This is a genomic window from Amycolatopsis sp. NPDC102389 (genome assembly GCF_044765885.1).
Classification (GTDB): Bacteria; Actinomycetota; Actinomycetes; order Mycobacteriales; family Pseudonocardiaceae; genus Amycolatopsis.
Genome location: NZ_JBIWKX010000008.1, coordinates 76786 through 101231, shown reverse-complemented (window position 1 = coordinate 101231; position 24446 = coordinate 76786). Strand labels below are relative to the sequence as shown.

At 69.2% G+C, this 24446-nt stretch carries 27 protein-coding genes; 11 read left to right on the top strand and 16 right to left on the bottom strand.

What is annotated here, in order from left to right; translation table 11 throughout:
• Positions 1–3 precede the first annotated feature (3 nt).
• From ACIRGA_RS10080 to ACIRGA_RS10065, 4 genes are read right to left on the bottom strand one after another with little or no spacing between them, the layout of a single operon-like run.
• On the bottom strand, positions 4–1188 hold the full coding sequence (locus ACIRGA_RS10080; RefSeq protein ID WP_400938884.1) for an MFS transporter: 1185 nt from the start codon (positions 1186–1188) through the stop codon (positions 4–6).
• 53 nt (positions 1189–1241) lie between these two features.
• A complete protein-coding gene (locus ACIRGA_RS10075; RefSeq protein ID WP_400938882.1) occupies positions 1242–2000 on the bottom strand; it encodes a class I SAM-dependent methyltransferase in 759 nt (252 codons plus the stop codon).
• A 49-nt stretch (positions 2001–2049) separates the two neighbouring features.
• The gene (gene mgrA, locus ACIRGA_RS10070; protein WP_400938879.1) at positions 2050–3084 is read right to left on the bottom strand and encodes an L-glyceraldehyde 3-phosphate reductase; all 1035 of its coding nucleotides are present in this window, start codon (positions 3082–3084) and stop codon (positions 2050–2052) included.
• Positions 3081–4040, bottom strand: coding sequence for a helix-turn-helix transcriptional regulator (locus ACIRGA_RS10065; RefSeq protein ID WP_400938876.1), 960 nt, complete (start codon positions 4038–4040; stop codon positions 3081–3083). Before ACIRGA_RS10065 ends, mgrA begins: the two co-directional genes overlap by 4 nt.
• Positions 4041–4102: 62 nt before the next feature.
• Between ACIRGA_RS10065 and ACIRGA_RS10060 the strand changes: the two genes are divergently transcribed.
• From ACIRGA_RS10060 to ACIRGA_RS10050, 3 genes are read left to right on the top strand one after another with little or no spacing between them, the layout of a single operon-like run.
• Entirely contained in the window at positions 4103–5542 is a 1440-nt protein-coding gene (locus ACIRGA_RS10060) for an MFS transporter (RefSeq protein ID WP_400938873.1), read from the top strand.
• A 21-nt stretch (positions 5543–5563) separates the two neighbouring features.
• Positions 5564–6445 (top strand): AAA family ATPase, encoded by an 882-nt coding sequence (locus ACIRGA_RS10055; RefSeq protein WP_400938871.1) that lies wholly within the window; start codon positions 5564–5566, stop codon positions 6443–6445.
• Positions 6442–7791, top strand: a complete 1350-nt coding sequence (locus ACIRGA_RS10050) for a VWA domain-containing protein (protein ID WP_400938868.1) — start codon at positions 6442–6444, stop codon at positions 7789–7791. Before ACIRGA_RS10055 ends, ACIRGA_RS10050 begins: the two co-directional genes overlap by 4 nt.
• On the opposite strand, the gene ACIRGA_RS10045 is transcribed toward ACIRGA_RS10050, so the two are convergent.
• Entirely contained in the window at positions 7788–8609 is an 822-nt protein-coding gene (locus tag ACIRGA_RS10045; protein ID WP_400938866.1) for a lytic murein transglycosylase, read from the bottom strand. The two genes, ACIRGA_RS10050 and ACIRGA_RS10045, sit on opposite strands and share 4 nt — an antisense overlap.
• Positions 8610–8742: 133 nt before the next feature.
• On the bottom strand, positions 8743–9717 hold the full coding sequence (gene add, locus ACIRGA_RS10040; protein WP_400938864.1) for an adenosine deaminase: 975 nt from the start codon (positions 9715–9717) through the stop codon (positions 8743–8745).
• 152 nt (positions 9718–9869) lie between these two features.
• On the opposite strand from add, the gene ACIRGA_RS10035 reads away from it, so the two are divergent.
• Positions 9870–10088, top strand: a complete 219-nt coding sequence (locus tag ACIRGA_RS10035; protein WP_400938862.1) for an antitoxin — start codon at positions 9870–9872, stop codon at positions 10086–10088.
• Here ACIRGA_RS10035 and recQ read toward each other — a convergent pair.
• Both recQ and ACIRGA_RS10025 read right to left on the bottom strand, forming a co-directional pair.
• Positions 10085–11917 (bottom strand): DNA helicase RecQ, encoded by a 1833-nt coding sequence (gene recQ / locus ACIRGA_RS10030; protein WP_400938860.1) that lies wholly within the window; start codon positions 11915–11917, stop codon positions 10085–10087. The genes ACIRGA_RS10035 and recQ overlap by 4 nt on opposite strands.
• Before the next feature lie 41 nt (positions 11918–11958).
• Positions 11959–12300 (bottom strand): helix-turn-helix transcriptional regulator, encoded by a 342-nt coding sequence (locus ACIRGA_RS10025; protein ID WP_016335887.1) that lies wholly within the window; start codon positions 12298–12300, stop codon positions 11959–11961.
• 99 nt (positions 12301–12399) lie between these two features.
• Between ACIRGA_RS10025 and ACIRGA_RS10020 the strand changes: the two genes are divergently transcribed.
• Both ACIRGA_RS10020 and ACIRGA_RS10015 read left to right on the top strand, forming a co-directional pair.
• Positions 12400–12912 carry a DUF664 domain-containing protein gene (locus ACIRGA_RS10020; protein WP_400938857.1) on the top strand — a complete coding sequence of 171 codons (513 nt, stop codon included), beginning with the start codon at positions 12400–12402 and terminating at the stop codon, positions 12910–12912.
• A 57-nt stretch (positions 12913–12969) separates the two neighbouring features.
• On the top strand, positions 12970–13533 hold the full coding sequence (locus ACIRGA_RS10015; protein ID WP_400938855.1) for a hypothetical protein: 564 nt from the start codon (positions 12970–12972) through the stop codon (positions 13531–13533).
• Here ACIRGA_RS10015 and ACIRGA_RS10010 read toward each other — a convergent pair.
• Positions 13530–14399, bottom strand: a complete 870-nt coding sequence (locus ACIRGA_RS10010; RefSeq protein ID WP_400938853.1) for a hypothetical protein — start codon at positions 14397–14399, stop codon at positions 13530–13532. The genes ACIRGA_RS10015 and ACIRGA_RS10010 overlap by 4 nt on opposite strands.
• Before the next feature lie 211 nt (positions 14400–14610).
• On the opposite strand from ACIRGA_RS10010, the gene ACIRGA_RS10005 reads away from it, so the two are divergent.
• Positions 14611–15561 carry a hypothetical protein gene (locus ACIRGA_RS10005; RefSeq protein ID WP_400939062.1) on the top strand — a complete coding sequence of 317 codons (951 nt, stop codon included), beginning with the start codon at positions 14611–14613 and terminating at the stop codon, positions 15559–15561.
• Here ACIRGA_RS10005 and ACIRGA_RS10000 read toward each other — a convergent pair.
• The 4 genes from ACIRGA_RS10000 to ACIRGA_RS09985 all read right to left on the bottom strand — a co-directional run bounded on the left by ACIRGA_RS10000 (position 15551) and on the right by ACIRGA_RS09985 (position 18686).
• The gene (locus ACIRGA_RS10000; RefSeq protein ID WP_400938851.1) at positions 15551–16177 is read right to left on the bottom strand and encodes a TetR/AcrR family transcriptional regulator; all 627 of its coding nucleotides are present in this window, start codon (positions 16175–16177) and stop codon (positions 15551–15553) included. The genes ACIRGA_RS10005 and ACIRGA_RS10000 overlap by 11 nt on opposite strands.
• Before the next feature lie 93 nt (positions 16178–16270).
• On the bottom strand, positions 16271–16579 hold the full coding sequence (locus ACIRGA_RS09995; protein WP_400938849.1) for a cupin domain-containing protein: 309 nt from the start codon (positions 16577–16579) through the stop codon (positions 16271–16273).
• An 81-nt stretch (positions 16580–16660) separates the two neighbouring features.
• Positions 16661–17104, bottom strand: a complete 444-nt coding sequence (locus ACIRGA_RS09990; protein ID WP_016335879.1) for a single-stranded DNA-binding protein — start codon at positions 17102–17104, stop codon at positions 16661–16663.
• Positions 17105–17258: 154 nt separating this feature from the next.
• A complete protein-coding gene (locus ACIRGA_RS09985; RefSeq protein WP_400938846.1) occupies positions 17259–18686 on the bottom strand; it encodes a PLP-dependent aminotransferase family protein in 1428 nt (475 codons plus the stop codon).
• 80 nt (positions 18687–18766) lie between these two features.
• Between ACIRGA_RS09985 and ACIRGA_RS09980 the strand changes: the two genes are divergently transcribed.
• Positions 18767–19972 (top strand): MFS transporter, encoded by a 1206-nt coding sequence (locus ACIRGA_RS09980; protein ID WP_400938843.1) that lies wholly within the window; start codon positions 18767–18769, stop codon positions 19970–19972.
• Here ACIRGA_RS09980 and ACIRGA_RS09975 read toward each other — a convergent pair.
• Positions 19950–20342: an NUDIX domain-containing protein gene (locus tag ACIRGA_RS09975; RefSeq protein WP_400938841.1), complete on the bottom strand. Its 393-nt coding sequence runs from the start codon at positions 20340–20342 to the stop codon at positions 19950–19952. The genes ACIRGA_RS09980 and ACIRGA_RS09975 overlap by 23 nt on opposite strands.
• 78 nt (positions 20343–20420) lie before the next feature.
• Between ACIRGA_RS09975 and ACIRGA_RS09970 the strand changes: the two genes are divergently transcribed.
• On the top strand, positions 20421–21578 hold the full coding sequence (locus ACIRGA_RS09970) for an epoxide hydrolase family protein (RefSeq protein ID WP_400938839.1): 1158 nt from the start codon (positions 20421–20423) through the stop codon (positions 21576–21578).
• Here ACIRGA_RS09970 and ACIRGA_RS09965 read toward each other — a convergent pair.
• Complete coding sequence (locus ACIRGA_RS09965) at positions 21571–22617, bottom strand: winged helix DNA-binding domain-containing protein (RefSeq protein ID WP_400938837.1); 1047 nt, start codon at positions 22615–22617, stop codon at positions 21571–21573. The two genes, ACIRGA_RS09970 and ACIRGA_RS09965, sit on opposite strands and share 8 nt — an antisense overlap.
• Entirely contained in the window at positions 22614–23606 is a 993-nt protein-coding gene (locus ACIRGA_RS09960; protein ID WP_400938834.1) for a cation diffusion facilitator family transporter, read from the bottom strand. The genes ACIRGA_RS09965 and ACIRGA_RS09960 overlap by 4 nt, the downstream gene beginning before the upstream one ends.
• A gap of 75 nt (positions 23607–23681) precedes the next feature.
• Here ACIRGA_RS09960 and ACIRGA_RS09955 point away from each other — a divergent pair, with 75 nt between their 5' ends.
• Complete coding sequence (locus ACIRGA_RS09955) at positions 23682–24053, top strand: ArsR/SmtB family transcription factor (RefSeq protein WP_400938831.1); 372 nt, start codon at positions 23682–23684, stop codon at positions 24051–24053.
• A 19-nt stretch (positions 24054–24072) separates the two neighbouring features.
• Positions 24073–24444, top strand: a complete 372-nt coding sequence (locus tag ACIRGA_RS09950; protein WP_400938829.1) for a DUF6153 family protein — start codon at positions 24073–24075, stop codon at positions 24442–24444.
• The last annotated feature ends 2 nt before the right edge of the window (positions 24445–24446 follow it).

The following is a 24446-nucleotide window of genomic DNA, read 5'->3' as shown; positions in this document are numbered from 1 at the left end:
CGCTCACGAGGCGAACGCTCCCAGGTGTCTTTGGCCGCGGAGTCTCACCATGGCGACCACGCCCAGCAGCGGCCCGATCGCCAGGGCCGGCGCCGCGGCCCGCCAGCCGACGGCGTCGGCGAGCACCGGCAGGCCTTGGATGGTCAGCGCGCTGATCAGGAATCCGATCGCCGTCTGCGCGGTGAGCGCGGTGCCGACGTAGCGGGGATCCGCGGCTTCGCTCAACGCGGCGGAGAACTGGCCGGAGTCGGCGATCGCGGCGACACCCCAGACGAACAGCAAGGCGCCCAGCACCGCTGGGTGAGCGTCGAAGGCGAACACCGAGACCAGGCAGCACGCCCCGCTGACGGCCAGCGCCACGAGCGCGACGTCGATCCGCCCGAACCGGTCCGAGAGCGCGCCGCCGAGCAGGCAGCCGATCGCCCCGCCGACACCGATGACGGTGAACGCGAGCAGGCTGACCATGCCCGGCGAGCCCTTCGACGCCGCGGCCGCGTAGGCGGGGATCCAGGTCCAGAACGCGTAGAGCTCCCACATGTGGCCGAAGTAGCCGAGCGCGATCAGCCGTTGCCGCCGGTCGCGCGCCATCGTGATCAGGTACGCCGGTTCCCAGGGCGGCGAACGCCGGGCGGCCGGGCCGGCGCGGACGAAGAACGCGGCCAGCGCCGCCGCGCCGAGGGCGAGAAGGGCGGCGGCGGCGAGCACCGTCCGCCAATCCGGAAGGTTCCCGGCCAGCAGATGAGGTGACGCCGAGCCGAGCGCGAGCGCGGCCAGCAGCACGCCGAGCGCGAGACCGCGGCTGTTCGGGAACCATGAGACGACGATCTTCATCCCGACCGGATAGACCCCGGCCAGCGCCATCCCGGTACCGGCCCGCAGTAGTACGGCGAGCCAGAAGTGGTTACCGCACAACGGAAGCAGCAACGTCAGCAGGGCGCCTGTCGCGGCACTCGCGGCCAGCAGCCGGTCGGGCCGGAGCCGGTCCGCGAGGTTGGTGACGGCCGAGAGCAGCGCGCCCGCCGCGAAGCCGACCTGTACCGAAGCGGTGAGCAGCACGGTCCCCTGAGTGGAGAGCGCCCATTCCGCGCGCAGGGCGGGGACGACGCTCGAGGCGGAGAACCACAGTCCCATGGCGAGGATCTGCGCGGCGGAGGTGAGCGCCAGCTGGCGCGGTGCGGAGCTGGACACGCCCGCAGGTATCGCACCCGCGGGCGGGCCGGCTCAAGACACGAAGGCGGCGATCACCCGAAGGTGTGGCGGGGCTTGACGGCCTCCACGAGCACCCGCCGGGAGTGCGCGACGAACTTCCCGTCGGTCTCGATCATCCGATGGAGTTCCGCGAGCTTGTCGCGGTACTTCTCCACCTCGAACCCCGGCACGATCCAGATCACCTTCCGGAGGAAGTGGACGACCGCGGCCAGATCGAAGAACTCCATCCGCAGTTTCGCCGGTTCCAGCCGCTCCACCCTCAGCCCGACGGATTCCGCCTCGACGCGCAGCACGTCGGGCGTCCAGCCGCCGTAGTCCTGCGGGCCGAGGAAGAACTCCTTCAGCTCCCTCACGGTGCCGGCGCCGATCTGTTGCGACAGAAAGGTTCCGCCCGGACGCAGCACACGGGCGATCTCCCGCCACGGGTTCTCGATCGGGTGGCGGCTGCTCACCAGGTCGAAGGACTCGTCCGGGAACGGCAGCGGCGCGTCGTACTCGGCCTCGACCACCTCGCCGCCCAGCGGCGCGAGATTCCTTCGTGCTACCTCGACGTTCGGCGGCCAGCCTTCGGTGGCGGCGAGGACCGGCGGCGGTTTCGGGATGCCCGCGAGCACCTCGCCGCCGCCGGTCTGCAGGTCCAGCCCCGCCGAAGCCGCCGCCATCCGCTCGCCGAGCAGCCGGGAGTAGCCCCACGGCGGCCGTTCCTCCGTGGCCCGGCCCTCGAACCACGAGAAATCCCAGCCTTCGACCGGGACGGCCTCTCCCTCGGCGAGTAGATCTTCGAAAGTCATGTCCGCAGTCTCGGCCCCCGGGCTTGGTGGGGCAACGCGATTTCGGGTCTCATCCGGCGTCGGTCGAGCGCTTCCAGAGGTTGATGTCGGCCTCGGTGGCGTAGCGGTCGATCTCGGCCAGCTCCTCGTTGGTGAAGTGCAGGTTCTTCAGCGCGCCGACGTTGTCCTCAAGCTGGGCGACGCTGCTCGCGCCGAGCAGCACCGACGTCATCCGCGGGTCGCGCAGTCCCCACGCGAGCGCGAGCTGCGCCAGCGTCTGACCGCGTCGCCGAGCGATCTCGTTCAGCGCCCGGATCTTGCCGAGGGTGTTCTCGGTGATCGTGTCCGGATTGAGCGACTTTCCTTGCGCGGCACGGGAATTCTCGGGGACGCCGTCGAGGTAGCGGCTGGTCAGCAGGCCCTGCGCCAGCGGCGAGAAGGCGATGCAGCCCGCACCTTCGGCTTCGAGCGTGTCGAGCAGTTCGTCGCCTTCGAGCCAGCGGTTGAACATGGAGTACGACGGCTGGTGGATCAGCAGCGGGGTGCCCAGTTCGCGCAGGAGCCGGGCGGCCTCGGCGGTCTTCTCCGACGAGTACGACGAGATGCCGACGTACAGCGCGCGCCCGGAGCGGACGGCGGTGTCGAGCGCGCCGACCGTCTCTTCGAGCGGCGTCTCGGGGTCGAAGCGGTGCGAGTAGAAGATGTCGACGTAGTCCAGGCCCATCCGGCCGAGCGATTGGTCCAAAGAGGACAGCAGGTACTTGCGGGAGCCCCATTCGCCGTACGGGCCCGGCCACATGTCGTAGCCCGCCTTGGTCGAAATGACCAGCTCGTCACGGTACGGCTTGAAGTCCGAAGCCAGCAGCCTGCCGAAGTTCTCCTCGGCCGAGCCGTAGGGCGGGCCGTAGTTGTTGGCGAGGTCGAAATGGGTGATGCCGAGGTCGAACGCGCGCCGCGCGATGTCCCGCTGCGTGCCCAGTGGCTTGTCGTTGCCGAAGTTGTGCCACAGGCCCAGCGAGATCGCGGGCAGCTTCAGGCCGCTGCGCCCGGTGCGGCGGTAGGGGATGCTCTCGTATCGGCCCTCGGCCGCGACATAGGTGCTCACGGCCCGATGCTAGCCGTCTTGAAGAGGGCGGCGACGGACGCGAGGTGATCTTTGAACGCCGGAGGGCTCTCGACCTCGAAGGGCGCCCCGATGGCGGCGAGGATCAGCACGGGCCAGTCGAAGGTGTCGACGTTCATCGTCAGGCGGCAGGACGTCTCGTCGACCGCTTCGAGCGCGCCGCCGAGATACCGCACCGCCGATTCGACCTGGTCCTTCGGTGCCTCGACCCGGACGACCAGCGTGTGCGTGGTCGGCCTCGCCTTGATCTGGGCCTCGACGAACTTGACCGCGTCGCCGCCGGGGATCTCGCGTGGCCGGTAGCGGGCGCCCGTGGTGCGCGGGTCGCTCAGCCTGTCGACGCGGAAAGTCCGCCAGTCCACCCTGTCGAGGTCCCACGCCACCAGGTACCAGCGGCGGCCGAGTGAGACGAGCCGGTGCGGCTCGACCAGCCGCGCGGACTCCTCGCCGCCGCGTGCCGAGTAGTCGAATTTCAGCCGCTCGTCGTCCCGGCACGCCTGGGCGATCACCGTCAGGCTCGCGGCGTTGACCCGGGGACCCGTGACGGCCGCCGGCGTCGTGTACGCCTGGAGCGCGTCGACACGCCTGCGCAGCCGGGGCGGCATCACCTGGACGACCTTCGTCAGCGCCCGGACCGAGGTCTCCTCGATGCCCTCCACCGAACCGCCCGCCGCCGTCCGCAGGCCGACCGCGATCGCCACGGCCTCCTCGTCGTCCAGCAGCAGCGGCGGCATGACCGTGCCCGACCGCAGCTGATAGCCGCCCGCGACGCCGCGGCTCGCGTTGACCGGATAGCCCAGCTCTCGGAGCCGTTCGACGTCGCGTCGCAGCGTCCGTTCGCTCACTTCGAGCTTGTCGCTCAGCTCGATCCCCGACCAGAAGCGGTGTGTCTGCAGCAGGGACAGCAGCCGCAGCATCCGCGCACTCGTGTTCGCCATGAATCCAGGTTCGCTCCGATTCCGGTCAGAAAGTGGCCGGAATTGACTTTAGCGTTGTTCTCATGACGATGACACTGGACACCCCGAGCGGTGTGACCACGGAAAACGTGGAGAAGTCCTACCGCTGGCGCTGGCCCGCGCTGTTCGTGATCCTGACCGGCTCGGTGATGGAACTGCTCGACATGACGGTCACGAGCATCGCCGGGCCGGTCATGCGGGCGTCGCTCGGCGGCGGCACGGCGATGATCCAGTGGCTCGGCGTCGCCTACACCCTCGCGATGGTGTCCGGCCTGCTCACCGGCGGACGGCTCGGCGACATCTTCGGCCGCAAGCGCATGTTCCTGATCGGCGCGATCGGCTTCGTCGCCGGTTCGCTGCTCTGCGCGGTCGCGGTGAGCCCCGAAATGATCATCACCGCGCGAGTGGTGCAGGGCCTGTTCGGCGCCGCGATGGTCCCGCAGGGCCTCGGCATGATGAAGGAGATGTTCTCCGGCAAGGAACTGCAGTCCGCGTTCGGCATGTTCGGCCCGGTGATGGGCCTCGCCGCGGTCGGCGGCCCGATCCTCGCGGGCTGGCTGGTCGACGCCGATCTCTTCGGCACCGGCTGGCGGATGATCTTCCTGATCAACCTGCCGATCGGTGCGCTGGCCGTGCTCGCCGCGGTGAAGTTCCTGCCCGCCAATCGGCCGGGCGGGTCGCTCAAACTCGACATCCCCGGTGCGCTGCTCGCCACGACCGGCGCGCTGCTGATCGTCTTCCCGCTGGTGCAGGGGCGTGAATACGGCTGGCCGCTGTGGGCGTTCGCGATGATGGCCGCCGCGGTCGTGGTGTTCGGGGTGTTCGCGTGGTTCGAGAAGCGCAAGAGCCGCCGCGGCGGTGACCCGCTGGTCGAGCCGAGCCTGTTCCGCAAGCGCAGCTTCCTCGCCGGGATGGCGACCGGCACGATCTACTTCGCGGCGTTCTCCGGTTTCGGTCTCGTCTTCACGCTGTACCTGCAGCTCGGGCTCGGTTTCTCGCCGCTCAAGGCCGGGCTGACCGGGGTGCCGATGTCGCTGGGGATGATCGTCGGGATGGGCCTGGTGCAGGTGGTGCGCAAGCACGGCCGCAAGGTGCTGCACACCGGCGCGCTGATCATGACCGCCGGGGTGGTCGCCCTGCTGCTGCTCCTCGGCCCGGAGACCGGTCCGTGGCTGATCGCCCCCGCGTTGCTGGTGGTCGGGATCGGCTCCGGGCTGATCATGGGGCCGTACTTCGAGATCGCGCTGTCCGGAGTGGAACCGGCCGAGGCCGGATCGGCGTCGGGCGCGCTGACCTCGCTCCAGCAGGTCGGCGGCGCGCTGGGGCTCGCGCTGCTGGGCACGGTGTTCTTCGACGCCGGGACCGCCGATCCGACCGCCGCCGCCCAGCGGACGTTCTGGGTGGTCGCGGTGATGGTGATGCTCACGTTCGCGGTCGGGTTCCTCCTGCCGAAGCGGATCCGCGACGTAGAGTCGGCCGGGTAGGCGATCGAGCTGGGAGGCCGCGTGGCTGGGACCGGATACTTCACTTCCGTCGAAGACGTGACGGCGAAGCTCGCCGACACCGGTTACCTGGCTTCGGCGGCCGTCGCCACCACGGTGTTCCTCGCGGACGCCCTCGGCAAGCCGTTGCTGATCGAGGGCCCCGCGGGGGTCGGCAAGACCGAACTGGCGAAGGCGGTCGCGCAGGCGAGTGGCTCGCGGCTCGTGCGATTGCAGTGTTACGAAGGCGTCGACGAGTCGCGTGCGCTGTACGAGTGGAACCACGCGAAGCAGCTTCTCCGGATCACCGCCGGCAAGGACGAGACGTGGGACGAAGCCCGCAACGACATCTTCGGTGAAGAGTTCCTGCTGGCCAGGCCGCTGCTGACGGCGATCAAGGGCGACGAGCCGACCGTCCTGCTCATCGACGAGACCGACAAGGCCGACGTCGAGATCGAGGGGCTCCTCCTGGAGGTGCTCGGCGACTTCCAGATCACCGTCCCGGAACTCGGCACGATCACCGCCGGCCGCACCCCGTTCGTGGTGCTGACCTCCAACGCGACGCGGGAACTTTCCGAGGCGCTGCGCCGCCGGTGCCTGTTCCTGCACATCGACTTCCCCGACGCGGCACTGGAACAGCGCATCGTGCGGCTCAAGGTGCCGGGCGTCGACGACGCGCTCGCCGCGTCCGTGGTCAAGGTGATCACCGCGCTGCGGGCGATGGAACTGCGGAAGGCCCCGTCGGTCGCCGAAACCATCGACTGGGCGCGGACCCTGCTGGCGCTCGGCGCGGACACCCTCGGCGAGGACGTCGTCCGCGCGAGCCTCGGCGTCATCCTCAAACACCAGGACGACGTCGTGAAGGCGGACGCGCGGCTGGAACTCGGCAAGGTCCTCGACTCGTGAGCGGCGTGCCGGGCAGGCTCGTCGAATTCGTGGAAGCGTTGCGGGAACACGGGATCCCGGCGGGGCCCAGCGAGACGGTCGACGCCGCCGCGGCACTCGAAGTGCTGGGCCTCGCCTCCCGCGAGCAGATGCGGGAAGGGCTCGCGGCGGCGCTGGTCCGGCGCGGCGGCCAGCGCGCGGTGTTCGACGCGACGTTCGACATCTACTTCCCGCTCGGCATCGGCGCGCCGTCGCAGGACCCCGTCGAAGACCTGGCCGCGCTGCGCGATCGCCTCGCCGCGGCGCTCGCGGCGAACGACCAGACGGAACTGACGCAACTGGCCGGGCTCGCCGTCGACATGCTGGGGGAGTACGGCGGCACGACGGGCAGCGGCGGCTGGTCGGCCCATCAGACGCTGGAACGGCTTCAGCCGCAGACGCTGGTGGTCCGCGTGCTCGAAGCGATCCGCGCCGGCGCTTTGGACGATTTCACCGACAGGCTGGACCGGGACGACGTCCGCCGCCGGGTGGAAGGCTTCCGGGGTCTCGTGCGGACCGAAGCACGGCGGCGCGTGGCGGAAGTCCGTGGCAGGGAACGGGTTTCGCGGCACGCCGTCCCGCCCGCCGCCGACCGCGTCGACTTCCTGCTCGCCAGCCGCGCCCAGCTCGCCGAACTCCGCCGGGTCGTCCAGCCGTTGTCGCGCAAGCTCGCCACCCGGCTGGCCGCCCGTCGACGGCGGCACGCGCGCGGGCAGATCGATCTGCGCCGGACGCTGCGGCGTTCGCTGTCCACCGGCGGCGTCCCGATGCGGCCGTCGTACCGGCGGCACCGGCCGGGGCGGCCGGAAATCGTGCTGCTGTGCGACATGTCGGGATCGGTGGCCGGATTCGCGAACTTCACCATGCTGCTGGTGCAGGCCCTGCGTGACCAGTTCAGCAAGGTGCGGGTGTTCGCGTTCATCGACGCCTGCGACGAGATCACCCACCTCGTCGACACCGGCGCCGCAGATCCGGAGGACCTCGGCGCGCGCATCCTCGCCGACGCGGAACTGACCCGCTGGGACGGGCACAGCGACTACGGGCACGCGCTCGGCGAGTTCGTCGAGCGGTACTCGGATGCCGTGGGGCCCAAGACATCCATGCTCATCCTCGGGGACGCCAGGACCAACGGCGGCGACCCGAACCTGGAGGCGGTGCGCGGGATCGCCGCCGCCGCGAGGCATACGTACTGGCTCAATCCCGAGCGGACCGCGCTGTGGTCCACCGGGGACTCCGAGGCGCATGCGTACGCCCAAGTCGTCGAGATGCACGAATGCCGGAACGTGCACCAGTTGACGCGGCTGGTGACACGCCTTTTGCCTGCCTAGGGCTTCAGTGCTGCCTTGCCGTAGGCGTCGGCGTTGCTGAACACTTCTTGCCCGTACGCGGCGGAGTTGTTGTAGGTCAGCGCCGCGTTCCACCAGCCGGTGGGCTCGCCGAGGTCGCCGCCCTTCGCACACATGTAGCGTGCCGTCGTCATCGCGGCGTCGTCGATGTTCTGCGGGTCCGGCGCGGCGCCGTCGCCGCTCGCGCGGACGCCGTACCGCTTCCAGGTGGCGGGCAGGAACTGCATCGGCCCGACCGCGCGGTCCCATTTCGGGTCGCCGTCGAGGGCGCCCTTGTCGGTGTCGACGACGGCCAGCACACCGGGGGAGCCGTCGAGCGGGATACCGATGATCGGCGGCGTCACGACGCCGTCCTCTCCGGCGCGGGAACCGTCATGCCGGGCGTGCTGGGACTCGGTCCGGCCGATCCCGGCGATGGTCGCCCAAGTGATCTCGCAACGCGGAGTGGTCTTCGCGGTCTTCTCGGCCGCGTTCACGTACGCCCGCAGAGTGCGCGAAGGGATGTCCGTGTTCTCCGACACCTTCGCGATCCAGGCGTCCTTCGCGGGCTCCGCGGGCAGCGGCCCGGCGTCACCGGGGACGGCCGAACGCGGGGCGGGCTTGAGCGCGGGGACCACGAATTCCGGCTTGACCGGCACCGGCTCACGGTCGTTGAGGCTGATCACGACCCAGACGGCACCGGCGACCAAGGCGCCGACGACCAGGAGCGCGAGCATCACGCAGCCGCGCGGGCCGCGTTTCTCGGGCGGTGGTTGCCACTGGTCCATGAGGTCCAGGGCCGAAGGGGACGAAGCGGTCACCGGTTCCACGGTACGTGACGAATGTGGAGAACTTGTGTGGCCCGCCGTCCGGGTGATGCGGCCCACGACCGCGTTTCGTCCTCTGAATGCGGTCCTTGCGCGTGCAACTACCGCATTCAGAGGACTGAACGCGTTACGCGAGCCAGGCGTCGATCTCCTGATGGACCGAACGCTTGAGCTCGGCCGGGGCGAAGGACGCGTCGACGGACGCCCTGGCGAGGTCGGCGAGCGCGTGATCGTCGTAGGCGAACGCCTCGCGGGTGCGCAGGAACTCGTCGGTCAGTGTCGTCCCGGTGATCGAAGGGACGTCGGTGCTGAGGGTGACCACGAGCCCGGCGTCGACCAGCCGGGGGAGCGGGTGCTCCTCGAACGACGGCACGAGCCCGAGCGTCACGTTCGACGACGGGCAGACCTCCAGCGGGATACCGCGTTCCCGCACCTCGGCGACGAGCGCCATGTCCTCCAGGATCCGGATGCCGTGGCCGATCCGTTCGCTGTGCCCGACTTCCAAGGCCTCGCGGATACTGGCCGGGCCGGCGTCCTCACCGGCGTGGTGGATCAGGTGCAGCCCGGCCTCCTCGGCCTCGTCGCAGATCCCCGCGAACGGCGCGAGCGGGTACTTCTCCTCCCCGGCGAGACCGATCGCGAACACCCCGTCCGGCGCGTACCGACGGGCCAGGTCGAGGGTGAGCCGGGCGCGTTCGACCGTACGGCGGCGCGAGTGGTCCAGGATCATCCGCCAGTGGAGCCCGTGCTCGGCGGCACCGGCCGATAGTCCTTTGAGGACGGATGACAGCGGCATGTCCGGCTCGCCCAGTCGTTCGCCGTGCGAAGCCGCCGTGAAGGTGACTTCGGCGTAGCGGACGCCGTCCGCGACCTGGTCCTCGCAGAACTCGCGTGCCACCCGTTCGAAGTCCTCCGGCCTCCGCAGGCAGGACCGCAGCAGCCCGTTGTAGTCACCGAACGCGCGGAATCCGTCGAACACGGGTTGTTCCGCGGGTACGGCGATGCCGTTCGCCTCGCCGATGTCACGGAGCGTGTCCGGCCGGATGGTGCTCTCGAGGTGGACGTGCAGATGGGCCTTGGGCAGCAGAGAAAGATCCCGCATGAGCCCGAACATAGTGTCCGCGACCCTCGTCGCGCGTCCCGTTTTCGGGCGGCCGGTATCCGAAATGAGTGATTCGGCTCGCCACGGGGAACCCAGGAGCCATCACCGGTCGTTGAGCAGGCGACCAGACGACCCCGAGGAAAGGGACCATCGTGGCTCTACTGCGGAAGTTGACCGCCCTGGCCGGCACCGCCACGGCCGTGCGCGCGTACGTGCGGAAGAACCCCGAGAAGGTCTCCAAGGCCGTGAACAAGGCCGCGACCTTCGTCGACCACAAGACCAAGGGCAAGTACCACAGCCAGATCGACGGCGCGGTGCGCAAGGTCGACGGGATGACCGGGCGACCGCCGGGCCGCCCCTACCAGCCCTAAGCCTCGGCGAGCGTCTCGAGGATCTGCTCGCCGTACTTCGCGAGCTTGTTCTCGCCGACGCCGCTGACCGTGCCCAGCTCCTGCAGCGTGGTGGGCCGTTTCGTGGCGATCTGGCGCAGGGTCGCGTCGTGGAAGATCACGTACGCGGGCACTCCCTGCTCCTTCGCCGCCGCGGCCCGCCACGAGCGCAGCAGCTCGAACACCGGAGCCGCCTCGGCCGGCATGTCGGCGGCCGCGGCCTTCTTCGCGCTCGACCGGGCCGCGGCCTTCGCCGCCCGCTCCGGCTCACGCCGCAACTGGACCTTCCGCTCCCCGTTGAGCACCTCGGCGCTGCCCTCGGTCAGCACGAGCGAGCCGTAGTCGCCCTCGACCGCCGCGAGCCCCTGTGCCAGGAGTTGCCGCACGACGGCGCGCCACTCGGGCTCCTTCAGCTCCGTGCCGATCCCGAAGACCTTCAACGAGTCGTGCCGGTGCTGGGTCACCTTCGGGGTCGACTTGCCGAGCAGGATGTCGATGATCTGGCCCGCGCCGAACTTCTGCCGCCGCTCGTTCTGCAGCCGGACGATGGTCGAAAGGAGCTTCTGCGCCGGGATCGTGCCGTCCCAGGTCTCCGGCGGCGCCAGGCAGGTGTCGCAGTTGCCGCAAGGCTCGCTCCGCTGCCCGAAGTAGCTCAGCACCTGAACGCGGCGGCATTCGACCGTCTCGCACAGCGCCAGCATCGCGTTGAGATGGGCGCTCAGCTGCCGCTTGTGCGCGTCAGACCCTTCCGAGGTGTCGATCATCTTCCGTTGCTGGACGACGTCTTGGAGGCCGTACGCCAGCCATGCAGTCGACGGCAGCCCGTCGCGGCCCGCGCGACCGGTCTCCTGGTAGTAGCCCTCGACCGACTTCGGCAGGTCCAGATGCGCGACGAACCGTACGTCCGGCTTGTCGATGCCCATGCCGAACGCGATGGTCGCGACGACGATCAGCCCGTCTTCGCGCAGGAACCGCGACTGGTGCTTCGCGCGGGTGCGCGCGTCGAGCCCGGCGTGATACGGCACCGCCGGAATCCCGTTCTCCACCAGGAAATCCGCGGTCTTCTCGACCGAGTTCCGCGACAGGCAGTAGACGATCCCCGCGTCGCCCTTGTGCTCGGTGCGCAGCAGCTCCAGCAGCTGCCGCTGCGGCGAGTTCTTGCCGACGATCCGGTACTGGATGTTCGGGCGGTCGAAGCTCGCGACGAAATGCCGCGCGTCCTCCAGGTTGAGCCGGGACGCGATCTCGGCGTGCGTCGCCTTGGTGGCGGTGGCGGTGAGCGCGATCCTCGGCACGTCCGGCCAGCGCTCGTGCACCGCGGACAGCATCAGGTAGTCGGGCCGGAAGTCGTGCCCCCACTGGGAGACACAGTGCGCCTCGTCGATCGCGAACAGCGAGATCTTGCCGCGGTCGAGCAGCCGCACCGTCGATTCGACCGAAAGCCGCTCCGGCGCCAGGTACAGCAGGTCCAGCTCGCCGGAGAGGAACGCGGCCTCGACCCTGTTCCGCTCGGTGTGGTCCTGCGTCGAGTTCAGGAACCCCGCACGCACGCCGAGGTTGCGCAGCGCGTCGACCTGGTCCTGCATCAACGCGATCAGCGGCGAGATCACCACGCCGACGCCCGGCCGCACCAGCGCGGGGATCTGGTAGCACAGCGACTTCCCGCCGCCGGTGGGCATGAGGACGAGCGCGTCACCGCCTGCGATGACGTGGTCGACGATGGCGTGCTGGTCGCCGCGGAAGTCGTCGTAGCCGAAGACGCGGTTCAGCGTTTCCAGGGCTTCCGAGGTACCGATGTCGGGGGCTGCCACCCGGACGATTCTAGGGGCGGGGTCCGACAGTCCCCGCGCGCCTAGTCTTCGGCGGCCTTTCGGCGTTCGCGGCGGCCGCGGGCGATCTCGGTGGCGAGCGCGTCGAGCGGCCCGGTCCAGAATCGCCGGTACTGCTCCAGCCAGCCGTCGATCTCCTTGAGCGGGCCCGGATCGACCGAGTACAGCCGTCGCGCGCCCTCGGCGCGGACCGTGGTGAAGCCGTTTTCGCGCAGGACGCGCAGATGCTGGGAGACCGCGGGCTGCGAGATCCCGAATTCGGCGCGGACCACCGTGGTCACGTCGCCGGAACTCTGTTCCCCGCCCGCCAGCAGTTCCAGGATCCGGCGGCGCACCGGATCCCCGAGGACGTCGAACGCGTGCATCCGGCAACTATCACGGCCTGGGCTTATATAAGTCAAGGTTGTAAGGCCGGGGTCACCTCGCGGTGGCATCGTGGGCGGGAGAGGACGGAAGGAGAATCGATGAAACTGCCCGAAGTGGTGGCCGACGGGTTCGGCCGCGTCCAGGAAGTCGTGCACGGCGCCGTCGAGGGCCTGAACGCCGACCAGCTGACCGCGAGCCCGGCACCGGGCGCGAACACGATCGCTTGGCTGGTCTGGCATCTGGCCCGGGTGCAGGACGATCATGTGGCCGACCTGATGGGCACCGAGCAGATCTGGACCGCGCAGGACTGGGTCGGCCGCTTCGAATTGCCTTTCCCGGCGTCGGACACCGGTTACGGGCATCGTCCCGAGGACGTCGAGGCGGTCCGTGTCGACTCCGCCGACCTGCTGACCGGGTACTACGACGCGGTGCACGAGGCGACGGCGTCTTGGGTCGCGAAACTCGGCGAGGCCGACCTCGACCGTATCGTCGACGAGGCGTGGGATCCGCCCGTCAGCCTCGGTGTTCGCCTGGTCAGCGTGCTTTCCGACGATCTCCAGCACGCCGGGCAAGCGGCGTACGTGCGCGGGCTCGTACTCCGCGATACGTAGCCGAGGTGCCGCTCCACGACGGACGACGGGAGCCCGGGCGGCGGAAACACTGGTCGCATGAGTACTTCCACAGTGCGGCGGCCGCCGATGACGCTCACCCCGCGGTGGCGGAAGCTCGTCCTCGTCGTCCATGTCGTTTCGTCACTCGGCTGGCTCGGCATCACCATGGTGAACGCCGTCCTGACCTTCACCTCCGTGTTCACCGACGACGCGCGGCGTCAGCACGCGGCAATCCTGATGATGGAGCAGATCGGCGGCTATCTCCTGCTGCCGGTCAGCTTGACCGCCCTGGTCAGCGGAATCGTGCTCAGCGTCGGCACGAAATGGGGGCTGATCCGGTACAAGTGGGTCGCGATCAAACTCGTGCTGACCCTGATCGCCGCCGGGTTGACGCTGTTCTCCCTGCTGCCGGGGATCAGGGAACTGGCGGCCGCGGCCGAGTCCACAATGGACGGTGTGTTCGTGGAAGCGGGGCGTCGCGTGGACGGGTTCTATCCGATCATCGTGTCCACGACGATGTACGTGACCATGACCGTGCTGTCGGTGTACAAGCCGGGCGGCAAGACACCGTACGGACGCCGGGTGACGGTCACGCGGCTTCGTGAGCGGCAGCCGGCTTAGAACTGTTCGAGGGCTTCGTCGACCCGCTCGGCCTCGGCGCGCAGATCGTCCAAGACGGTCTGCGCGGCCGCGGTCTCACCGTTCGCCGTTTCTTCCTCGAGTTCGGCGTCGGCGAGCCGCCGCCGGAGTTCGTTCGCCTTCTCCGTGGCCTTCTCGGCCCGGCGTTCGGCGCGGGAAAGATCGATCTCGGCCTGCTTGCGGGCCTTCGCGAGATCGGCCGCCTCGCGCCGGAGCCGGTTGAACTCGGCCACCCGTTCCTGCTCGCGTTCGGCCTCTTCGCGGGCCTTGTCGATCCGCTCCTGTTCGGCTTTCTCGGCGGCCGCGCGCTTCGCTTTCCGCCGATCGTCCAAATGCGACACAGTGGCGGGTTTTTCGCGCTCCGGCGCGGGTTTCCGCTTCGGTTGCGGGGTGAACCCGCTGGTCAGCCATTGGTCGCCCGAGCTGTCCGCGCCGCTGCTCAGCCGTCCGGCCAGCGCGAGCGCCGCCACTTCGGGATCGGCCACGACGGCTTCGAGGGTCGCTTCGACGTCGCGGGTGACGGACTCGCTCATCGACCGTTCGTCTCGCAGGATCCGATTCACCAGTTCCTGGCGCCGCCGGGCGAGCTTGCGAAGGTCCTCGCCCGCCAGCGCCGAATGCGCCTTGCGCAGATCGTCGCCCAGCCTGGCCAGCTCCGCCAGCTCGGGGGAGCCGGCGCGGCGATTGACGATCGTGGCCGCGAGCGTGGGTTTCCGGAGGGCGCGGATACGCTCGGCCAAGGCGGCTTCGCCCGCCGCTTTGGCCTCTTTCGCCCGTTGGTTGCGCACAGACACGAACTCGGCCGGATCGCCGGCGTAGAGCTCGTCCGCGACCTCGTCGAAGTCCATTACCCTCCGCAGGTTCAGTAGCCGTACGCGTCCGACGATGATCCCACGAGACTCCGCGGCTTTCACCTTTTACCCGGTGACACTCCACTCACCCAGCGGATTGCCCGGAGCCGGTCGGACCAAGGGTAGATCGGCACTTTGGAGGTGGCGCGACCCGGATGACGGAACAACGATGAGCATCGGGGGAAGCCATCAGCCGCTGGAGGTACGCATGTCCGTGACCGAACGCGCTCCCGTTTCCCCGCAAGCCCATTTCCTCGGCTCGGGACCGTATCCGGAACACAGAGGGCGCGTGGTCCTCTGGGCCGTCCTCGCCGGTTTCGTGTTGACGGTGATCTGGTCGGCGCCCTTTGTGGACAGTGTGATCGGCGACAGCGTCGCCAACACGCTCCTGGGACACGACGCCAAGGCGACCCCGATCGGCGGCGTGCTGGCCGGAACGTTCTTCGCGTTCGTCTCGGGCCTCGCCGGAACGTTCACCGCGTGCAACATCGCCGCCTTCGGTGCCGTCGCCCCGCTTGTCGGGGGAGGAAGCACGGGGCGGCCCAAATTCACCCAGACCCTGAAGCCGCTGGGCTGGATCGCGGCGGGAATGCTGACGGTTTCCGTGGTGTACGGCGTCATCGTCGCGCTCGTGGGCACCCGGATGCCGCAGTTCTCGACGGTTTCGTCACCAAGCGGGCTCACGCCGCGCAACATCCAGTCGATGATCGTCTACGGCGTGATCGGGATCGTGTTCATCGTGCTGGGCCTGGCTTCCGTCGGCCTCGTCCGCAATCCGATCGCCGGCCTCGCCCACCGGTTCCCGCCCGCGCCGCTCGTCCTGATGGGCGCGCTCATCGGCGGTTTCCTGATCGGCAGGCCGTTCCCGCTGTTCCGGATCATGTTCCGCAGCGCCGCCGAAAGCCACAACGTCTTCTACGGCGCCGCCGCGTTCGCCCTGCAGTCGGTCGGCAACATCCTGGTGATGGCGCTGTTGTTCCTTCTGCTCACTCACGGCACGGGCGGGCGGCTGCAGCGATGGATGCTCGCGAAGCCCACCAGGATCGCCGTGGTGACCGGCGCCGCGTTGCTGGTCGCCGGCACGTTCACGCTGCTGTACTGGGACCTGCGGGTGCTCGGCCGGACCGGCGTCATCTGGTACCCGACCATCAAGTGGTGAAAAGCCGCGCCAGCACCTGCTCCACCGAGTCCTGAAGGCACCTCGCCGCGTCCTCCCGGCCGGCGAGGTGTTTCAGCAGGCCTTGCTGGAACAGGCCGTCGAAGAGCGCGTACGTCGTCGATGGTGCGAAATCCGTCGGCTTGCCCAGCAGCTCCGCGTACCGGGAAACGACCCGCCAGATCATCAGTTCGAGTGTCTCGTCGATGGCCAGCACGTCGGTCTGGAACAGCTTCTCGAACAGGCTCTGGTTGCGCAGGTCGTACCAGAGCCGGTGCAGCCGGGCGTTTTCCCGCAGCGTGGCGGCCGTCGCGGCACCGAAGGCCGTCTTCAGCTCTTCGGCCGTTTCCGCGGTTTCGGCCAACCGGTCGTACCGGGTGACGCATTCGGCCTTGTACTGCTTGACGCAATAGGTGATCAGCTCGGCCTTGTTGCGGAAGTAGTAGTGCAGCACTCCATGGGAGAACTCGGAGTTCTGCGCTATCTCCCGCAGGCTCGTGCGCGCGTAGCCCAGTTCGGACAACGTGACCAGCGCCGACATCGCCAGCTGCGCGCGCCGTTGGTCGAATCTGTCCACCTGGCGGGTTTCGTCACCGCTGCGGTCCGCCACGTCGGTCACAGTTCCCGGTTCCCCGTCGCCTCGGGTGCCCGCCGGCTACGAGCACGTCGTCGGATTCTAGACCGGGGATGGGTTTTCTGGCGTGCGACAGAATTATTCGAGCCATTCGGTGATGAAGTGGTCGCTTTCGTGGATGTGGACGGCTTCGTAGATTTCCGGGCCGATCACGGCGAACTTGTGCGGGGTCTCCGCGGGCACGACCAGGACGTCGCCCGCCCCGCCTTCGCGTTCGGAGCCGCCGATGGTGAACCTGGCCCGCCCGCGGATGATGACGAAGGTTTCGGGATACGGATGCTGGTGCAGGCGCGGCCCGGAACCATCGACGTCGGTCCGTTCGCGGATGATCGAGACTCCGGAGCCGATGTCGCGGCCTTCGACGTTTCCCAGGGTTTCGGTGGTCATTCCGCCACTGTAACCCTGGTCAGGGGCATGGTGGACCTATTCGCCGCGGTCGACCACGAACGCCGAAAGGCCGACGACCGGTCAGAAGGGCGGCTCCGGATTTCCGGCGGCCACCGGCGTTCGCTCCCACGCGCCGTCCGACGGCGTGCCCGCCGAACTCCGGCCCGCCTTGTTCACCTTCGCCGTGGCATACCGCAGCGACGGGCCGATCTCGTCGACGTCGAGCTCCACCACCGTGCGTTTCTCACCTTCCTTGGTCTCGAACGATCGCTGTTTCAGCCTGCCCTGCACGATCACCCTCGTACCCCTGGTGAGTGACTCGGCCAGGTTCTCCGCGGCCTGCTTCCACAGCGCGCAACGCAGGAACAGCGGGTCTCCGTCACGCCATTCCCCGCTCGCGCGGTCCAGGACGCGTGGCGTCGACGCGACCGTGAAGTTCGCGACCGCGGCTCCCGACGGGGTGAACTTCAGCTCCGGGTCGGTCGTCAGGTTGCCGATCACCGTGAGCACCGTTTCTCCGGCCATGGGACTTTCCTCCTCTGCTTCCGCGCGCGGACCCGGCCGGGCCCGCTGTCGCCTGGGAAGAGGAGACCACCGGGGTACGACAGTTTTCGGCGTCCCGTGGCGATCGGATGTCGTGACAGGTCCGTTCAAGCCGAAAGTGCCCCGAACGGACCTGTCATGACCTGCCGGCGGCCGAAACGCACTCGCCGAGCCTGGCGAGCCCTTCGCCGACGCGGTCGGAACCGACCAGCCCGTAGCCGATCACCAGGCCGCCACGCGTTCCTCCGTACCTGGACAGGCTTTCGACGGCCACCCCGGCCCGGGCCGCTTCGGCGATCGCACTGTCCACAGTGACCGTCGCATGTGGAGAGACCGGCGCGCACAGATGGAGTCCGGCACTGGAAGGGACGATCTCCAGCGAGTCCCGTAGCTCGTCGCGCACGAAGGCCGAAATCCGGTCGCGTCGCATCGAATACTCACGGGTGGCCTTGCGCACGTGGCGGGCCAGCAGGCCCTCGTCGATGAAACTCGCCAACGCCGATTGCGTGACGAGGTCGCCGTGCCAGTCCATGAGCTGCTTCGCCTGCCGCAACGCCGGGCGCAGCGAAGTGGGAGCGACCAGGAAACCCAGACGCAGCAAGGGAAGCAAGGTCTTGGAGAAGGATCCGACGTAGAGCACCCTGCCGTCGTGGTCCAGGCTTTGGAGCGGTTCGAGCGGCCGATCCGAGAACCGGTACTCGCTGTCGTAATCGTCCTCGATGATCACCGCGTCGTTCCGCTCCGCCCACGCCAGCAACGCCGTCCTCCTGGCGAGTGACATCGGCGTGCCGAGCGGGAACTGGTGCGAGGGCGTCGTATAGATCAAACGGGTGCCCTTCGCGAGCGCGGTGACGTCGAGGCCTTCGGCGTCCACCGGTACCTTCGCGACCCGGGCGCCGTGGGCGGTGAAGAGCCGTTCGGCCGGGGGATAGCCGGGGTCTTCGACGGCGACACGGGTGCCGGGTTCGATCAGGACGCGGCCGATCAGGTCGAGGGCTTGCTGCGCGCCCTGGGTGACCAGGACGTCCTCGGCGCCGGCTCGGACGGATCGGGCGGCGCCGATGTGCCGGGCGATCGCCACCCGCAGTGCCTCGAGCCCGGCAGGGTCGGCGTAGCCCGATGACGGCAGCAGCGACGGCCGGAGTGCCTGGCTGACCAACCGTCGCCAAGTCCGCAACGGGAACAGAGCCGGATCCGGAGCGCCGACGCGGAAATCGAAGGCGGGGGAGGTCCGGTCGTCATCGGGAGGGGCCTGCACCGCACGCCAGCGGGCGATGGGCCGCACTCCGCTGCCCGCGGGCGCGGCGCGTTTCGAGCGCGCCACCGGGTCGGCGCTGACGAAAGTCCCGCGTCCGACATGGCTGACGAGGAAGCCTTCCGCGGTGAGCCGTTCGTAGGCGACCGCGACGGTGTTGCGCGAGACGTCGAGCTCGCGGGCCAGTTCCCTGGTCGGCGGCAGGCGTTCCCCGGCGCGCAGGCGGCCGTCGAGGATGCCGTCGCGGAGCTGGCGGTAGATCCGCGCGGCCAGGTCGGTATGCCCGTCGAGGCTGATGTGGAACGGCACGCCCCGAGCCTATATTGGCCCAATCCGAATGCCGGATATTGGAACTGGGATGTGGCCAATCCGGCGCCTAACTTGAGCATATGAAGCGACTGACCTCGGCCCAGCTGATCAGCTCCGTCGGCGACGGTGCCTACTACGTCAGCTCGGCCCTGTACTTCACGCTGATCGTCGGGCTGTCACCCGCGCAGGTGGGACTCGGCCTCACCGTGGGCTGGGCGGTCGGCTCGGTGGCCGGGGTCGCGCTGGGGCAGCTGGCCGACCGCCGCGGGCCGAAGGGCACGGCCGTCCTGCTGGCGCTGGGCACGGCCGCGTCGGTCACGGCGTTCCTCTTCGTAAATTCGGTCTTCGCGTTCGTGATCGCGGCCTGTGTCTACGCCTGCTTCCAATGCGGTCTCGGCGCGGCGAGGCAGGCGCTGCTCGCGGGCCTGATCGACCCCGCCGGGCGCACGAAGTTCCGTGCCCGGTTGCAGGCGTTGTCCAACGCGGGGATCGCGATCGGCGCGGCGCTCGGCGGGATCGCGCTGGCGATCGGGACGCGAGAAGCGTTCCTGACGGTGTTCGTCGTCGACGCGCTGGCCTTCGTCGCCGCGGCTTTCGTGCTCCGCAAGGTGCCTTCGGTGGCTCCGGTGCCGGTGCGGGCGGGCGAGCCGTCCGTCGCTGTCCTCCGCGATCGCCCGTACGCGCTGCTGGCGCTGCTCAACATGATCATGCTGCTTTACATGCCGCTGTTCAGCCTGGTCCTCCCGCTGTGGATCTCGACCCGGACCGCGGCGCCGAGCTGGCTGGTCTCGGCGATGCTGGTGCTCAACACCGCGAGCGTGGTGGTCTTCCAGGTCCGGGTGGCGCGCGGCGTGACCGGGCTTCGCAGTGCCTCCCGCTACATCCGGTACGCGGGGCTGCTGCTTTTCGTCTCCTGCCTGATCTTCTCCTTCTCCGCCATGAGCGATTCCGGGTGGGCGGCGGCGCTGGTCCTGCTCGCGGGGGCCGCGTTGCAGGTGGTGGGGGAGATGGCGCAGGCGGCGGGCTCCTGGGAGATCGGCTTCGGCCTCGCACCCGACGGCAAACAGGGGCAGTACCAAGGGCTTTTCGGTGCGGGGACGGCCATCGCCCGCATGCTCGGCCCGCTCCTGCTGACCGGGCTGATCCTGGTCGGCGGAATGGCCGGCTGGGTGGTGCTCGGCGGATTGTTCCTGCTGGCGGGGACGCTCACCGCGCCCGCCGTCCGCTGGGCGGAGTGGACCAGGCCGGAGCCCGGTCTCGAAGTCAGTCCTCCAGTGCTCGCCTGAAGTGCTCGGCGAGGTCGAGTTCGGCGGTTTCTTCCCGCGCGCACCAGATGAAGGCGTCGTGTTCCTCGGGATCGAGCACGACTTCGCTCGGGTCCGCCTCGGCGAGCGTGTACACCGCGGCGTGGATCCGCATCGGCCTGCCCGCGACGTCGTCCCAGCTGTGGGTGCCGCGGTCGCCGGTGACACGGACGGCCAGCCCGGTCTCCTCGGCGAACTCCCGGACCACGGTCTCGTCGGGTCGCTCGCCCGGCTCGACGGTCCCGCCCGGCAATTCCCAGCGGCCGCCCAGGAACGACGCAGGCTGCCGTCTGATGAAGAGGATCTTCCCGTCGCGGATGAGCCGGCCGTAGGCCAAGTATTTGTCCGTCACGAGCGAATCTTCCCGTATCCGGAATGCCTTCCTGATCGAGGACCGAACCTGTCCGCAATGCCTCATAACGTGGGCTTCATGGAAAACACCGAGATCCGCCCCTTCCGCCTCGACGTCCCGCAGGAGCAGCTGGACGAGCTGCACGCGAAGCTCGACAGCGCGCGCTGGCCCGCTCCGCTCCCCGGTGACGGCTGGGACACCGGAGTGCCGGTGGCGTGGCTGCGCGGACTCGCCGAATACTGGCGCGATGGCTACGACTGGCGTGCCGCCGAACGCGAGATCAACCGCCATCCGCAGTTCACCACGGTCATCGACGGACAGCGGATCCACTTCCTGCACGTCCGCTCGCCCGAAGCCGGCGCCACGCCGCTGATCCTCACGCACGGCTGGCCGGGTTCGGTGGTCGAGTTCCTCGACGTCATCGGTCCGCTCACGGACCCGAAAGCTTACGGCGGCGACCCGGCGGACGCGTTCCATCTCGTGATCCCGTCGCTTCCGGGCTTCGGCTTTTCGGGCCCTGTCTCGGATTCCGGGTGGACCATGCCGCGGATCGGCCGGACATGGGCGGAGCTGATGCGCCGGCTCGGCTACGAACGCTACGGCGTGCAGGGTGGCGACCTCGGCGCTTCCGTGTCGCCGGAGGTGGCCAGGTTCGCGCCGGACAAGGTGATCGGCGTGCACGTCAACGGCGGGCTCACCCCGATGCCCCCGATGTCGTTGCCGGACGAGGAACTCGCTTCGCTCAGCGACGTCGAACGCGATCGCATCAAGCGGATCGGTGCGTTCATGCGGGAGGAGTTCGGCTACATCGCGATCCAGTCGACGCGGCCGCAGACCCTCGGCTACGGACTCGTCGATTCCCCGGTCGCGCAGCTGGCCTGGATCATGGACAAGTTCCGCGAGTGGACGCATCCGCGCCCGGCCCTGCCGGAGGAGATCGTCGGCAAGGACCGGTTGCTGACCAACGTCATGTTCACCTGGCTGACCGGCACAGCGGCTTCGTCCGCGTACGTCGGCTACGCGCAGGCGGAAACCTGGGGAGCCGTCGAGAAGAACTCGGGCGTCCCGACGGCGGCGCTGATCTTCGCGCACGATGTCGGGATCCGGCGGTACTCCGAGGACGCCCACACGATCGTGCGGTGGACCGACGTCGATCGCGGCGGGCATTTCGCGGCGTTGGAGGAGCCCGAGATCCTGGTCGCGGACGTACGGGAGTTCTTCCGGTCGCTCAAATGACGAGGACGGCAGTCTCCCCGAGGAAGCGGCCGTAATCGTCCACTTCGGACTCCAGGCCGGTGATGGCGGACCGCGGAAGCGTGGCGAAGGGCTCGAGAACGACCTTCGTCTGCTTCGCGGTCCGCTTGGTGTGCCAGGTTCCGGCGATCCGGCCGTCGACCAGCACGGTCGGCGCGATCATCCCGCCGCCGGAGTTCACGCGTTTCGCGTCGGCCGGGTCGAGGAGCAGATCGCGGTCGCGGTAGCCCAGCAGGTACGTGTCGAAGGCGCCGAGCAGACGCGGAGGACAAGGGAGAGCGGAAAGCTCGGTCTCCGGCAGTGCGAAGCCTTGACCGGCGGGCACGAGCTCCAATGCGGCGAAAGCCTTGCGGCAGAGGCCGAGCGGGAGCCCGGACCAGGTACTGAAGTCCTCGGCGGTCGCGATGCCATACGCGGTCAGGTACCGGTGGGCGAGTTCCGTATGCGGTTCCGCCGGGTCGTGGTCTTCGGCGGTCCATTCGTCGAGGAGCACGTACGTCGGCTCCGTTCCGGCGTCCCGGCCTCGGCACAGCAGCCCGCGATTGGCCGCGTACGCCAGGAGATGGGCCGGCGCTTGGGACCTCGCGTCGAGCGCGATGCCGTCGGCGGCCAAGCCGTCCAGGATCTCGTGCCGGGTGAGTGTCTTGCCGGACAAGAGATCCTGGAGCTTCTCGAGCGCGCGTCCGCAGAGTTCCTCGGTGAGGCCGAGCTGCTTGCGGCGTCCCTGGCCCGCCTGGACGTTACGCGGTCCGAAGAGCCGGTTCAGCCAGCGGAGATCCGCCGTCGGCACCAAGTGGAGCGTCTTGCGCATCAGCCAGGTGCGCGTCACCTCACGGGACGCGTCGACGTCCTGCGCGGTCAGCCCCCGGCTACGGGCCCGGAACGCGAGCCGTGCGGCGGGCGTCGACTGCGCCTGGACGGCGGCGACGGATCCGGCCACGGTGAGCACGTCCGCGGCCGGCGCGGTCAACAGTTGCGCGCGGGCACGGACGGCGCGGATCTCGTTGTCGGACAGTGTCACCCGCTGACGATCTCATGGGCGTGCGCCGGTTCGGTGTGCACGACCGCTTCCGCGAGCCGCGGGAGGACTTCGCGGAGCCGTTCCTCGACACGATGGGCCAGATGGTGCGCCTCGGTGACGGTCAGCCCGGCCTCGACCGACACCGCCAGTTCCGCGCGCAGGCTGTGCCCGATCCAGCGCATCCGCAGGTCCCGTGTACCGAGCACGCCAGGGACCTCGGCGGCCGCGCGTTCGGCGCGATCGACATCGGCCGGGTCGACGGCGTCCATCAGACGGCGGAAGACCTCCTTGGCCGCGTCGCGCAGGACGAACAGGATCGCGACCGTGATGGCGAGGCCGATGATCGGGTCGGCCATCGGGAAGCCGAACGCGACACCGGCGGCGCCGAGCACGACCGCGAGCGACGTGAACCCGTCGGTGCGGGCATGCAGACCGTCCGCGACCAGCGCGGCCGACCCGATCTCCCGGCCGACGATGATCCGGTACCGGGCCACGAGTTCGTTGCCCGCGAAGCCGATGACCCCCGCCGCGGCGACCACCCACAGATGCTGGACCGGGCGCGGATCGAGCAGCCGCTGAAAGGATTCGTACCCGGCGAGGAAGGCCGAGGCGGCGATGAGCAGGACGACGAGCACACCGGCCAGATCCTCGGCGCGGCCGAGCCCGTAGGTGTAGCGGCGGGTCGCGGCGCGGCGGCCGAGCAGGAAGGCGATGCCGAGCGGGAGCGCGGTCAAGGCGTCGGCGAAGTTGTGGATCGTGTCGCCGAGCAGGGCCACCGAACCGGTGATCAGCACGAGCGCGAGCTGGGCGACGGCGGTGACGAACAGGGCGGCGAACGACCAGATCAGCGTCCGGACCCCGCGTTTGCTGGTCTCCAGCGCGGTGTCGACGCGGTCGGCACTGTCGTGGCTGTGCGGCGTCAGAAGGTGCCGGAGACGGCTCTTCCCGTGCTGGTGGCCGTGACTGTGTCCATGCCCGTGGCCGGTCATCGTTCACCTCACTGTTCTGATATCTGCGCAGTCATGCAGATACGCAGATGGAAGGGTAGCGGTTATCCTCCTGGCATGCACGAGTCGGTCCCGGATTTCGAGATGCCCACCGAGGAGCAGGTCCACCTGGCCGCGGAGACGTTCCGGCTGCTCGCGGATCCGACGAGGATCAAGGTCCTCTGGGCGCTCCTGCAGGGTGAATCCTCGGTCGCCTGTCTCGCGGAGCTGGCGGGCGCGGCGCCGACGGCGGTCAGCCAGCATCTCGCGAAACTGCGGCTCGCGGGTCTGGTGAAGGGCCGCCGGGAGGGGACGTTCGTCTACTACTCGGCCGCCAACGACCACGTCCGGGGCCTGCTCGCGCAGGCGCTGTTCCATGCCGACCACATCGATCGCGACATCCCGGCACTGCATTCGACGGCGAAACCCCACCGTCCGGCGGCGCACTGAATCCGGCTACGGTGGAGCCATGACCCAGTCCTCGTACCCGGCCGCCCTGCGGTGGCTGCTGCTGTGCGTGGTGGCGCTGGGTCTGGTCGGCATGCACCACGTCGTCGCCGAATCCGGCCACGGTGCGGGGCACTCCGCTGTCGCGATGGCGGATCCATGTTGTGCGGACACACCTTCACACGACGACGGTGGACACAGTGGACTGCACCTGTGTCTCGCGGTGCTCGCCGCGGCGGTACTGCTGATCGTCACCTGGCTTCTCGTCCGGAATGGACGGACGGTGGCGACGTGGAAGTCGCGCCGGGGCGGTGGTTCGGCGTCCGGCCGTGATCCGCCGCGCTGGAGACCGGTACCGGAGAAGTTGTCCTTCCTTTGCGTGTTGCGGGTGTGACA

Bases quoted from the DNA above. Each gene is read 5' to 3' on its own strand.
- ACIRGA_RS10075 (WP_400938882.1), bottom strand. From the start codon at position 2,000: ATGACTTTCGAAGATCTACTCGCCGAGGGAGAGGCCGTCCCGGTCGAA.
- ACIRGA_RS10065 (WP_400938876.1), bottom strand. From the start codon at position 4,040: ATGGCGAACACGAGTGCGCGGATGCTGCGGCTGCTGTCCCTGCTGCAG.
- ACIRGA_RS10060 (WP_400938873.1), top strand. From the start codon at position 4,103: ATGACGATGACACTGGACACCCCGAGCGGTGTGACCACGGAAAACGTG.
- add (WP_400938864.1), bottom strand. From the start codon at position 9,717: ATGCGGGATCTTTCTCTGCTGCCCAAGGCCCATCTGCACGTCCACCTC.
- ACIRGA_RS10025 (WP_016335887.1), bottom strand. From the start codon at position 12,300: ATGCACGCGTTCGACGTCCTCGGGGATCCGGTGCGCCGCCGGATCCTG.
- ACIRGA_RS10020 (WP_400938857.1), top strand. From the start codon at position 12,400: ATGAAACTGCCCGAAGTGGTGGCCGACGGGTTCGGCCGCGTCCAGGAA.
- ACIRGA_RS10015 (WP_400938855.1), top strand. From the start codon at position 12,970: ATGAGTACTTCCACAGTGCGGCGGCCGCCGATGACGCTCACCCCGCGG.
- ACIRGA_RS10010 (WP_400938853.1), bottom strand. From the start codon at position 14,399: ATGGACTTCGACGAGGTCGCGGACGAGCTCTACGCCGGCGATCCGGCC.
- ACIRGA_RS10005 (WP_400939062.1), top strand. From the start codon at position 14,611: ATGTCCGTGACCGAACGCGCTCCCGTTTCCCCGCAAGCCCATTTCCTC.
- ACIRGA_RS09995 (WP_400938849.1), bottom strand. From the start codon at position 16,579: ATGACCACCGAAACCCTGGGAAACGTCGAAGGCCGCGACATCGGCTCC.
- ACIRGA_RS09990 (WP_016335879.1), bottom strand. From the start codon at position 17,104: ATGGCCGGAGAAACGGTGCTCACGGTGATCGGCAACCTGACGACCGAC.
- ACIRGA_RS09980 (WP_400938843.1), top strand. From the start codon at position 18,767: ATGAAGCGACTGACCTCGGCCCAGCTGATCAGCTCCGTCGGCGACGGT.
- ACIRGA_RS09970 (WP_400938839.1), top strand. From the start codon at position 20,421: ATGGAAAACACCGAGATCCGCCCCTTCCGCCTCGACGTCCCGCAGGAG.
- ACIRGA_RS09960 (WP_400938834.1), bottom strand. From the start codon at position 23,606: ATGACCGGCCACGGGCATGGACACAGTCACGGCCACCAGCACGGGAAG.
- ACIRGA_RS09955 (WP_400938831.1), top strand. From the start codon at position 23,682: ATGCACGAGTCGGTCCCGGATTTCGAGATGCCCACCGAGGAGCAGGTC.
- ACIRGA_RS09950 (WP_400938829.1), top strand. From the start codon at position 24,073: ATGACCCAGTCCTCGTACCCGGCCGCCCTGCGGTGGCTGCTGCTGTGC.